Source organism: Streptomyces sp. NPDC127084 (assembly GCF_042724175.1).
In the GTDB taxonomy this organism is placed as follows: Bacteria; Actinomycetota; Actinomycetes; order Streptomycetales; family Streptomycetaceae; genus Streptomyces.
This window is the reverse complement of sequence record NZ_JBHXFA010000069.1, coordinates 24,578-35,749: the sequence shown is the minus strand read 5'-3', so window position 1 is coordinate 35,749 and position 11,172 is coordinate 24,578. Positions and strand designations below refer to the sequence as shown.

Here is an 11,172-nt window from a genome sequence, read left to right as displayed (position 1 = left end):
GCGGCAACCAGCCGCGGGGCGCGCGCCGCCGCCAGCTGGGCACCCCGCCCGACGACGCGGCGGCCGAGACGGGCGCCCCCCCGCACCCCCCCCCCCCCCCCCCCCCCCCCCACCGGATCCCCGCCCCCCCCCCCCCGGGGCCGCTAAATGCCCGGCTGGGCGGCGCCGCTCGCGCCTACCTGGGCGCGGGCGCCGGGGTGTCCACCGCGGTGCCCTGCGGGGGCACGTTGGACAGTCCGGAGCCGCCCCCTCCGAAGTCGTACTCCCGCAGCTTGCGCCACACGGCGTCCGAACCCTGCTCGTACAGCGCGAAGGAGGCGCAGGTCCACGCCGCCTCGTAGCCCCCGAGCTCCTCGTACGCCCGGTCCATGGCCTCGTCGGCGATGCCGTGGGCGACGGTCACATGCGGGTGGTACGGGAAGTGGAGATCCCTGGCGAGCGGGCCGGACGGCTCCCTGACCTGCTGCTGGAGCCGGGTGCAGTCCGCCGCGCCCTCGACGACCTTGACGAAGACGACGGGTGACAGCGGGCGGAACGTGCCGGTGCCGCGCAGCCGCATGGGGAAGGCCCGCCCGACGGCGGCGACCCGGCTCAGATGTCCCTCGACGGAGGGCAGCTCCGCGGAGTCGACCTCGGTGGGCGGGAGCAGGGTGACATGGGTGGGAATGCCGTGCGCGGCGGGGTCACCGAAGCCCGCGCGCCGCTGCTGGAGCAGGCTGCCGAAGGGCTCCGGGACCGCGATCGAAACGCCGAGCGTTACGGTCCCCACGTCGTACTCCTCTCCGGGTCTCCGGCCGGGTGTCCGGGATCCGGGTCGATGCTCTCTCCAGCGGTTGCGGAGCCGGTCCCCAGCCGGTCTCCACAGCCGTCAGTGTGACGGCTGCGGCGGTCGTCCCGCCAGGGCCCTCTGCCCGCCCCCGGGCCCGAGGGCCTGTGTCCTTGGACTCAGTGTCCGGCCTCCCGCCCGGGCTAGTGCTTGGCCGGTAGGAAACCCACCCGCTCATAGGCCTGGGCGAGGGTCTCGGCGGCGACCGCGCGGGCCTTCTCCGCGCCCTTGGCCAGAATCGCGTCGAGGGTCTCCGGATCTCCCAGGTACTCCTGGGTGCGGTCACGGAACGGGGTCACGAAGTCGACCATGATCTCGGCGAGGTCGGTCTTCAGCGCACCGTAGCCCTTGCCCTCGTAGCTCTGCTCCAGATCGGCGACGGGCGAACCGGTGAGGGTGCACATGATGGTGAGCAGATTGCTGATGCCCGGCTTGTGCTCCGTGTCGAAGCGGATCACGGTCTCCGTGTCGGTGACCGCGCTCTTGACCTTCTTCGCCGTCGCCTTCGGCTCGTCGAGCAGGTTGATCAGGCCCTTGGGGTTGGCCGCCGACTTGCTCATCTTGCTGGAGGGGTCCTGAAGATCGTAGATCTTGGCCGTCTCCCTCAGGATGTACGCCGACGGGACCGTGAACGTCTGTCCGAACCGGCTGTTGAAACGCTCGGCCAGATCACGCGTGAGCTCGATGTGCTGACGCTGGTCCTCGCCGACCGGCACCTCGTTGGCCTGGTAGAGCAGGATGTCCGCGACCTGGAGGATCGGGTAGGTGAAGAGCCCGACCGTGGCACGGTCGGCGCCCTGCTTGGCGGACTTGTCCTTGAACTGGGTCATCCGGGACGCCTCGCCGAAGCCGGTGAGGCAGTTCATCACCCAGCCCAGCTGGGCGTGCTCGGGCACATGGCTCTGGACGAACAGCGTGCAGCGCTCGGGGTCGAGCCCCGCGGCGAGCAGTTGGGCCGCGGCGAGCCGCGTGTTGGCGCGCAGCTCCGCCGGGTCCTGCGGAACCGTGATCGCGTGGAGGTCCACGACCATGTAGAAGGCGTCATGGGTCTCCTGCAACGCCACCCACTGGCGGACCGCTCCCAGGTAGTTGCCCAGGTGGAACGAACCTGAGGTGGGCTGGATTCCGGAAAGCACGCGAGGACTGTCAGAGGCCATGTGCAGCATTCTCTCAGGTGCCGCGGACAGTCCGGGAACGGTTTGCGGGCGGGCGCCGCACCACCCGCCGGGCACGCGGGGCGGGTGGGCTGCGGCCGGGAGGCGAAGGATGCGGCGTACGGGTACGAGCGGGGCGCGACAGGGGCCGCGGCGTACCCCCGCGAGGCCGCACGAAGATCGCCGGTGAGACGAGGAACACACGAGCACATGGCCGAGACGGCTCGAAGCCGCAGCCCCGGCCTCCGCCTCGGGTCGGGCAGGCCGGGGCGACGTTCTGCCGGTCCGGGCCGCAGCGCTCAGCCGGACCCAGGCCCGGGCGCCGGGCCGAAAACTGCCGCAACGCCAGACCAGACTCCGGCCCGGAAAGCTCGCCCGGCCTCAGGCAGGACCGCCAGGCCGAAGGTCAGGCCGCAGCGTTCGGCCGGACGCCAGACCGGCAAGCTCGCCCGGACCCGCGCCCGACCGCCAGACCGGAGGCCGGGCCGGAACGCCTGTCCGGCCCCAGAGGGGCCGCCAGGCCGAAGGTCAGACCGCACCGTTCGGCCGGACGCCAGTGGGCAACGCCAGACCGGACCCCAAGCCGCAACGCTCGCCTGGACCACGGGCCGGACGCCAAGCCGGAATGCTCGGCCGGACGCCAGGCCGTAAGACTCGCGCGGACCCGGGCCGGGCTGCCGGGCCGTAACACTCGCGCGGACCCGGGCCGGAATGCTCGGCCGGACGCCAGGCCGCAACGCTCGGCCGGACCGCCGGGCCGGACCATCAGGAGGGCCCGCCAGGCAGACCGCTAGGCCGGAAGTCCCGGCGCCGGGTACGCCGCCATCAGCTCGGCGACCTCCGCGCGGATCGCGGCGATGCCGTCCTCGTCGCCCGACCTGCCGGCGGCGACGCCACGCTGGATCCAGTCGGCGACGGCGGCCATGTGCTCGGTGCCGAGGCCGCGGGACGTGAGGGAGGGCGTGCCGATACGGATGCCGGACGGGTCGAAGGGCTTGCGCGTGTCGTAGGGGACGGTGTTGTAGTTGACGACGATCCCCGCGCGGTCGAGTGCCTGCGCCGCGACCTTGCCCGGGACGTCCTGCGGCGTGAGGTCGATGAGGATCAGATGGTTGTCCGTGCCGCCGGACACCAGCGTGAAGCCCCGTTCGAGCAGCGCGTCGGCGAGGGCCTTGGCGTTGGCCACCACCGCGTGCGCGTAGTCCCGGAAGGCCGGCTGCGCCGCCTCGTGCAGGGCGACGGCGATCGCCGCGGTGGTCTGGTTGTGCGGGCCTCCCTGGAGCCCTGGGAAGACCGCCTTGTCGATGGCCTTGGCATGCTGCTCGCGGGACATCAGCATCGCCCCGCGCGGACCCCGCAGCGTCTTGTGGGTGGTCGTGGAGACCACGTCCACGTGCGGCACCGGCGAGGGGTGCGCGCCGCCCGCGATCAGGCCGGCGATATGCGCGACATCAGCAACCAGGACCGCCCCGGACTCGCGGGCGATCTCCCCGAAGGCGGCGAAGTCGATGGTGCGGGGCAGCGCAGTGCCGCCGCAGAAGATGACCTTCGGCCGCTCCTTGAGGGCCAGTTCGCGCACCTCGTCGTAGTCGATCAGGCCGGTGTCCTGTCGCACCCCGTACTGCACACCGCGGAACCACTTGCCGGTCGCCGACACGCCCCAGCCGTGGGTGAGGTGCCCGCCCATCGGCAGGGCCATGCCCATCACGGTGTCGCCGGGCTCGGCGAAGGCCAGATAGACGGCGAGGTTGGCCGGGGACCCGGAGTAGGGCTGGACGTTGGCGTGCTCGACGCCGAAGAGGGCCTTGGCGCGGTCGACGGCCAGCTGCTCGACCTGGTCGATGTTCTGCTGACCCTCGTAGTAGCGGCGGCCGGGGTAGCCCTCGCTGTACTTGTTCTGGAGGACGGTGCCGGAGGCTTCGAGAACGGCACCGGAGACGTAGTTCTCGCTGGGGATCAGCCGCAGGGTGGCGGCCTGGAGCCGCTCCTCGGCTCCGACCAGCGCGGCAAGTTCGGGGTCGGTGGCGGAGAGTGCGGGGTGCGCGGTCCGCGTGTGCGGGGCGGCAGGACCGGCGTGCTGGGCAGGGGGTGTCGTCATGGCGGCGTCCTCCGGGCAGGCGGGCGTTCGGTGTCGTTGTCCCGGGGTACGGCTCGCGGGCCCCGCGGGAAGCGGGGCAGCGGCAGCACCCACTCGGGAGGTGCCCAGGCGGGCGGCACCTCGTGGGTTCTGCCGCACACGGCTTCCCCGCGGTCCGTTCCGCGTACGCCAGTCGCCGTGCGTGCCGTCCACCCTACCCGCCGGTGCTCACGTCCCACGGTGCGGGTTGCGCCGCAGAGGTTTCTTCCCGCACCGCGCGAGCGACGATAGAAGGGGGCCGGAGAAAGGTCCGCCGGAAGGGCCACCACCCAGGCCCCCCGGCCCCCGGCACCCCGCAGGCCACCGGCCCGCACACCCACGCCGCAGGACGAACGGAGACCCCGTGTCTGCTACGGAGAAGGCGACGCTCACGGACAAGGCGATCGCCTCCGCGGAGGCGCACAGCGCCCACAACTACCACCCGCTCCCGATCGTCGTCGCGTCCGCGGACGGCGCGTGGATGACCGATGTCGAGGGCCGCCGCTACCTCGACATGCTGGCCGGCTATTCGGCGCTCAACTTCGGCCATGGCAACCGTCGGCTGATCGACGCGGCGAAGGCCCAACTGGAGCGGGTGACGCTGACCTCGCGGGCGTTCCACCACGACCGGTTCGCCGACTTCTGCACCCAGCTCGCCGAGCTGTGCGGCATGGAGATGGTCCTTCCGATGAACACCGGTGCCGAGGCGATCGAGACCGCCGTGAAGACGGCCCGGAAGTGGGGCTACCAGGTCAAGGGGGTCCCGGCCGGCCAGGCGAAGATCATTGTCGCGGCCAACAACTTCCACGGCCGTACGACCACCGTCATCAGCTTCTCCACCGACCCGGAGGCGCGCGCCGACTTCGGTCCGTACACGCCCGGATTCGAGATCGTCCCGTACGGCGACCTCACCGCGCTGGAGCGCGCGCTCAGCGACAACACGGTGGCCGTGCTACTCGAACCGATCCAGGGCGAGGCCGGGGTCCTGGTGCCCCCGGCCGGATACCTGACCGGGGTACGGCAGCTGACCCGGGAGCGCGGAGTGCTGTTCATCGCCGACGAGATCCAGTCGGGCCTGGGCCGTACCGGGCGCACCTTCGCCTGTGAGCACGAGGGCGTGGTCCCGGACATGTACGTACTCGGCAAGGCGCTGGGCGGCGGTGTCGTCCCGGTCTCGGCGGTCGTGTCGTCCACCGACGTCCTCGGGGTCTACCGGCCGGGTGAGCACGGCTCGACGTTCGGCGGTAACCCGCTGGCCTGCGCGGTGGCGCTGGAGGTCATCGGGATGCTGCGCACCGGCGAGTTCCAGCAGCGCGCGGCCGAGCTGGGCGAGCATCTGCACCACGAGCTGGGGCTGCTGGTCGGCGGTGGCGCGGTCGAGGCGGTGCGCGGGCGCGGACTGTGGGCAGGGGTGGACATCACCCCCTCGCACGGCACGGGTCGGGAGATCTCCGAGAAGCTGATGGACCGGGGCGTGCTGGTGAAGGACACCCACGGATCCACGATCCGGATCGCTCCCCCGCTGGTGATCAGCAAGGAGGATCTGGACTGGGGCCTGGACCAGCTGCGCGCGGTGCTGGCCGGGGAATGACCTGGCGCAGGGCCCTCGGGGAGGCGTGCCATACCTTCCCGAGGGCCCTGAGGGCCTCTTGCAGAAGGCCGATATGTGGCTGGCGGGCCACCTTGGAGAACGGCACCTTCCAGCGGGCCCACGACCCCTGGATCGGCCCGCCGGCGGCACACCCGTCCTGAGGCGGCCCAGGCGATCATCGTCCCCACGCGGAGTGGCCGAGTCGTCTCCGACGTCGGGCGGCCGATCCAGACGAGCCACCAGTGGGCGTGAGCGCGCCAGCCAATCCGGGCATCACCGGGTCTTTCGACCCTGCGCGTGACGAAGCCGCAGGGTTCGCCGAGGACCTCGCCGATCGCCCGGCCCCAAGGTGTGTCCCTCCGTACTCCGAAGGATGCACCAAGCGGGCGTGGCGGCATGGATGCAACGGTGACTCAAGATCCCGTTGGCTAGGTTGATCGCTTGCCAGCTGTGCGGACGGACACCGTGATGCGGTGCGCTTGAGGAGGTTGTCATGGCCAGTATTGCAGTGGGCGAGGTACGCGGCCGCGGTGGTGGTTGGTGGGTACGGGTACGCACCCGCATCACCGCGGCTGCGGTGGTTCTGAGCGGCCTATCCATTTCGCTCATGACGGCACCGCCTGCCGCCGCCGCGCCCGGCACCTTCGCCTACGTTGCCAATACCAATTCGGATAACGTGTCGGTGATCGACACGTCGACGAACACCGTCACCGCAACCGTCTTCGTCGGCAACGCCCCCCGGGATGTGGCCGTGCACCCTGCCGGGACATTCGCGTACGTCACCAGGGCAGGCGCGGACCAAGTGTCGGTGATCGACACATCGACAAACACCGTCACCGCAACCATCAACGTCGGCGACGGCCCTCAAGGGGTGGCCGTGAACTCGGCCGGGACATTCGTGTATGTCGCCAACTCCAATTCGGATAACGTGTCGGTGATCGACACGTCGACAAACACCGTCACCGCAACCGTCCCCGTCGGCGACTCCCCCGAAGAGCTGGCCGTGAACCAAGCCGGGACATTCGTGTACGTCGCCAACACCGATTCGGACAATGTGTCGGTGATCGACACATCGACGAACACCGTCACCGCAACCGTCCCCGTCGGCGACTCCCCCGAAGAGCTGGCCGTGAACCAAGCCGGGACATTCGTGTACGTCGCCAACACCACTTCGGACAACGTATCGGTGATCGACACGTCGACAAACACCGTCACCGCAACCATCCCCGTCGGCGACGGGCCCAGAGGTGTGGACGTGAACCCGGCCGGGACATTCGTGTACGTCGCCAACGCAGATTCGGGCGATGTATCGGTGATCGACACATCGTCAAACACCGTCACCACAACCATCCCCGTCGGCGCCGGGCTGACAGGTGTGGCCCTGAACCCAACCGGGACAGCCGTCTACGTCTCCAACACCCTTTCGAACAATGTGGCGGTGATCGACACATCGACAAACACCGTCACCACAACCGTCGGGGTCGGCAGCTTCCCCCAGGGCCTGGACGTCGCAGCAACACCCGGCATCTCCACAGCCGACTGCCCCGTCAACAGTGTCATCACCGGCGGCGGATTCGAGATCACCGGCCCGCCCGCCAACAACCTCGTCAGCAGGCCTGTCAACGACTCGTGGGAAGTCTCCCTCACGAACGAATCCACAGAACCCATCACCTTCACCCCGTACGCCGTCTGTGCCCCTACGTCTTAGAAACCTTTGTCGTACCGATCAGGGTGGACATCGGTACGACTGGGGCGGCCCGATCTGGTGATCTCGGGCTGCGACGCGCATGAAGGCAGGGCCTCCTGTTCAGCTCCGGATCGTCGAGATCCGAGTTGGCCAGGAGGCCCTTGTGCTCCAGTCTTGCCCGCCCCCCACCCGAACCGTCCAACTCGGTTACTCGGTCGCGTGATTGCCTCGCTCACCGATTTGGGAACGCGAGTGTCCGACCGGACCGTGAACGGCGGTATCCGTCCGACATGCCGGACGTGGAGCGGACGGCGGTCCATGACGCCCTGGCTGGAGGGCCGAGGCGGGCAGCCGGAGGGCTGCTGTGACCGTCAGATGCGGTATACAACGGCTTCAGCGGCTCAGAGGATCACATGCGGGATGAAGCGGGCGTACTCGTCCGTGATCAGTCCCGCCGATTCCCGGATGCCGAGCCCCGCCGCCTCGTTCTCCACGACCCAGGCGCCGAGCACGACGCGATTGCCGTCGAAGTCGGCCAGCGGCGCCAGCTCCTGGTAGCAGCAGGGCTCGTCGCGTATGACAGGGTCCGCGTCGCCCGGCTCATGGATGGTGACGCCCGCACCCTCCCGGCCCAGCAGCGGTTTGGCCACGTAGCCGGTGGTCGTGGCGAGCTCCCGCGGACCGTCGAGATAGGCCGGGAGCAGGTTCGGATGCCCCGGGTACAGCTCCCACAGCACCGCCATCAGCGCCTTGTTGGAGAGCAGCATCTTCCAGGCCGGCTCGATCCAGCAGGTGGTCCCGGTGCCGCCGCCGTTGTCCAGGGTGTCCAGGACATGCGGGCCGAAGGGGTCGGTGGCCAGCCACTCCCACGGGTACAGCTTGAAGCAGCTCCGGATGAAGCGGAGCCGGTCGTCCACGAACCGCCCGGAGATCCGGTCCCAGCCGATCCGCTCCACCGACAGCGCCTCGGTGGCCAGTCCGGCCTGCTGGGCGGTCTCGCGAAGGTACGCGACCGTCATCAGGTCCTCGCCGAGCTCGTCGCCGTCCGAGTGCACGAAGTGCACCGGGCCGGGCGGCAGCAGCGGGGCCTGCCGCTTCCAGGCGTCCACGAGGCGCTCATGCAGGGAGTTCCACTGGTCGGCGCCCGGGAAGAGCTCCTCCATCCAGAACCACTGCGGGCTCGCGGCCTCCACCAGCGAGGTGGGGGTGTCGGCGTTGTACTCCAGCAGCTTCGCCGGTCCCATGCCGTCGTAGCGCAGGTCGAAGCGCCCGTAGAGGGAGGGGAGCTCGGCGCGGCGGCGCCAGGACTCGGCGACCCGCCGGGCCAGCCGGGGGTCCGTGATACCGAGGTCGGCGAACCGGTCCTGCGCCACGATACGCCCGGCCGCCGCCAGGCACATGGCGTGCAGCTCCTCGACGACCTCCTCCAGCGCCTCGACCTCGGGCAGGGAGAACTCGTAGTACGCGCTCTCGTCCCAGTACGGGCGCAGTGAACCGTCCGGGTAGCGGGTGAGCGGATAGATGACGCCCTGCTCCTCGACGGTCTGCTGCCAGCCGGGGCGGGGTTCGATGGTGTGACGTCTCATCGCTGCGCGGTCGTTCCCTGTGTCTGCGTGTCTGCGTCTGTCGCTCAGCCGCCGCTGGAGCCGGATGAGCCGAAACCGCCGGTCTTGACGGCCGACTTGTCGTAGCTCCCGCCGGAGGCCTTCCCGTTGCTGACGCTGCCTCCGTAGTAGTACCGGCCGCTGCTGCTGCCGTCGCCGTCGTCATCGCACTCGTAGTCGGGCAGCACCTCGTACGTCACCGGGTCGATACACCGCTCGTCCGGCTCCGAACCGCAGGAGGTGAGCGTCGCCGCGAGCACCCCCATACCGCCGAGCACGACCGTCCCCGACCTCAGCCTGCGCCGCGCCATTCCCCGGCCCCCCGTTCTCGTCCTCGTACACACGTGTGCACACATCAAGCCAGCCCATGGAATGCCGCACACACTAGAGGTCCGTGCCGCGCCGCCGTAAGCCCGGTCCACGAAGCCTCCCCATCTAGAGTCGGTTTGTGCACTTCGGGATGTTCTGCGCGATTGCCTCGGCGGTCTGCTACGGCCTGGCGACGGTCTTCCAGGCGATCGCGGCCCGCTCCGTCGCCGACCCGGACGCGACCTCCGGGCTGGACACCGCGCTGCTGCTGCGTGCGGTGCGGCAGTGGCGGTACATCGCAGGGCTCGCCCTGGACGGCGCCGGCTTCGGTCTCCAGATCGTCGCCCTTCGCCTGATCCCGATCTACGCGGTGAGTGCGGCCCTCGCCGCGAGCCTGGCGGTGACGGCCGTCGCGGCGACCCGGCTGCTGTCGGTGCGGCTTACCCGGGTCGAGTGGGGCGCGGTGGGCATGGTCTGCGCCGGGCTCGCCATGCTGGGCATCGCCTCGGGCCCGGAAGGCAGCGCCACCCCGCCGCCCGCCCTGAAGTGGGTGCTGCTCGGTACGGCTGTCGTGGTGCTGCTGATCGGCGCGGCGGCCGGGCGCCTCCCAGGCCGCGCTCGGGCGCTGGTCCTGGGCCTCGGCGCGGGCATCGGCTTCGGAGTGCCCGAGGTGGCGGTGCGGCTCCTCGACTCGTTCGACTTCGGCAACCCGGCGCTGTACGCCATCGTGCTCGGCGGTGCCTGCGCCTTCCTGCTGCTCACCTCGGCGTTCGCGCACGGCTCGGTGACCACGGCTACCGCGGGCCTTGTTTTGGCGGAGACCCTGCTGCCCTCCGCCGTCGGCATCGTCTGGCTCGGCGACAGCCCCCGCGAGGGCTTTGCCTGGCTGGCCGTCACCGGTTTCGCGATCTCGGTGGCGGGGGCGCTGGCCCTGGCCCGCTTCGGGGAGCTGCCGGGACCGGCACGGGAGGGCCCGGGGGTCCCGGCGCCGCCCTGACACGGCCGGTCGTGAGGTCTGGTGGCAGAGCAGGCCGAGGGGCCGAGGGGCCGAGGGGCCGAGGAGAACGGACAGCCCGCTCAGGGCAGCACCCGGCACAGCGCGTCGAGAGCGCCCGACCAGGCACGGTCGGACGGAGTGCCGTAACCGACCACGAGGGCGTCACGCGTGGGCGGGGTGGTGGGGTGGCGGTAGTGCGACAGGCCCTGGAGGTCCAGGCCCTGCCAGGCAGCCGCCTGGAGGACGGACGCCTCGGTGCCCGGCGGCAGTTCGAGCACCGCGTGCATGCCCGCCGCGATACCGCTCACCGTGACCTCCGGGGCCCGCTCGGCGAGTGCCTCCACCAACTGGTCACGGCGTCGGCGGTAGCGCAGCCGCATTGCGCGTACGTGCCGGTCGTATGCCCCCGACACGAGGAACTCGGCGAGCGTGAGCTGGTCCAGCGCGCTCGTCGCCCAGTCCATCGGCCCTTTCGCCGCGGCCACCTCGCCCGCCAGCCCCCGCGGCAGCACCAGCCAGCCGATCCGCAAGCCCGTGGCCAGGGACTTGCTGGCGGTGCCGAGATAGACCACCCGGTCCGGATCGAGCCCCTGAAGCGCGCCGACGGGCTGGCGGTCGTATCTGAACTCCCCGTCGTAGTCGTCCTCCAGCACCAGCCCGCCCGAACGCCGCGCCCAGTCGACGGCCTCGGCCCGCCGGTCGGGATGCAGCGCGACCCCCATCGGGAACTGGTGCGCGGGCGTGAGCAGCACGGCGCCGACGTCCTTCATGGCGGCGAGCTCGCCGGTACGGCTGCCCAGCGCGTCGAAGGACACCCGGGGCCGCCGACGCCCCGGCTCGCTCACCCGCGGGGGGGGGCCCGGGGGACCCGGAGCCGCCCCCCCCCCC

At 70.8% G+C, this 11,172-nt stretch carries 9 protein-coding genes and 1 riboswitch; of the genes, 3 read left to right on the top strand and 6 right to left on the bottom strand.

What is annotated here, in order from left to right:
- Window positions 1-175: 175 nt before the first annotated feature.
- The 3 genes from ACFWI9_RS17905 to glyA form a co-directional block, all read right to left on the bottom strand.
- Window positions 176-769 carry a 2'-5' RNA ligase family protein gene (locus ACFWI9_RS17905; RefSeq protein WP_387163017.1) on the bottom strand — a complete coding sequence of 198 codons (594 nt, stop codon included), beginning with the start codon at window positions 767-769 and terminating at the stop codon, window positions 176-178.
- Between the two features lie 200 nt (window positions 770-969).
- Complete coding sequence (gene trpS / locus ACFWI9_RS17900; protein ID WP_387163015.1) at window positions 970-1,983, bottom strand: tryptophan--tRNA ligase; 1,014 nt, start codon at window positions 1,981-1,983, stop codon at window positions 970-972.
- 787 nt (window positions 1,984-2,770) lie between these two features.
- Entirely contained in the window at window positions 2,771-4,078 is a 1,308-nt protein-coding gene (glyA, locus tag ACFWI9_RS17895) for a serine hydroxymethyltransferase (protein ID WP_387163013.1), read from the bottom strand.
- A 95-nt stretch (window positions 4,079-4,173) separates the two neighbouring features.
- Window positions 4,174-4,264, bottom strand: a riboswitch (ZMP/ZTP riboswitch).
- Between the two features lie 196 nt (window positions 4,265-4,460).
- On the opposite strand from glyA, the gene rocD reads away from it, so the two are divergent.
- A complete protein-coding gene (gene rocD / locus ACFWI9_RS17890; RefSeq protein WP_387163011.1) occupies window positions 4,461-5,687 on the top strand; it encodes an ornithine--oxo-acid transaminase in 1,227 nt (408 codons plus the stop codon).
- 493 nt (window positions 5,688-6,180) lie between these two features.
- A complete protein-coding gene (locus ACFWI9_RS17885) occupies window positions 6,181-7,395 on the top strand; it encodes a beta-propeller fold lactonase family protein (protein WP_387163009.1) in 1,215 nt (404 codons plus the stop codon).
- Window positions 7,396-7,775: 380 nt separating this feature from the next.
- On the opposite strand, the gene ACFWI9_RS17880 is transcribed toward ACFWI9_RS17885, so the two are convergent.
- Entirely contained in the window at window positions 7,776-8,960 is a 1,185-nt protein-coding gene (locus ACFWI9_RS17880; RefSeq protein WP_387163007.1) for a glutathionylspermidine synthase family protein, read from the bottom strand.
- A gap of 44 nt (window positions 8,961-9,004) precedes the next feature.
- On the bottom strand, window positions 9,005-9,289 hold the full coding sequence (locus ACFWI9_RS17875) for a hypothetical protein (RefSeq protein ID WP_387163005.1): 285 nt from the start codon (window positions 9,287-9,289) through the stop codon (window positions 9,005-9,007).
- A 149-nt stretch (window positions 9,290-9,438) separates the two neighbouring features.
- On the opposite strand from ACFWI9_RS17875, the gene ACFWI9_RS17870 reads away from it, so the two are divergent.
- Window positions 9,439-10,284, top strand: coding sequence for a hypothetical protein (locus tag ACFWI9_RS17870; RefSeq protein ID WP_387163021.1), 846 nt, complete (start codon window positions 9,439-9,441; stop codon window positions 10,282-10,284).
- Window positions 10,285-10,364: 80 nt separating this feature from the next.
- Here ACFWI9_RS17870 and ACFWI9_RS17865 read toward each other — a convergent pair.
- On the bottom strand, window positions 10,365-11,172 hold an 808-nt coding region (locus ACFWI9_RS17865), incomplete at its 5' end, for a PLP-dependent aminotransferase family protein (RefSeq protein WP_387163002.1).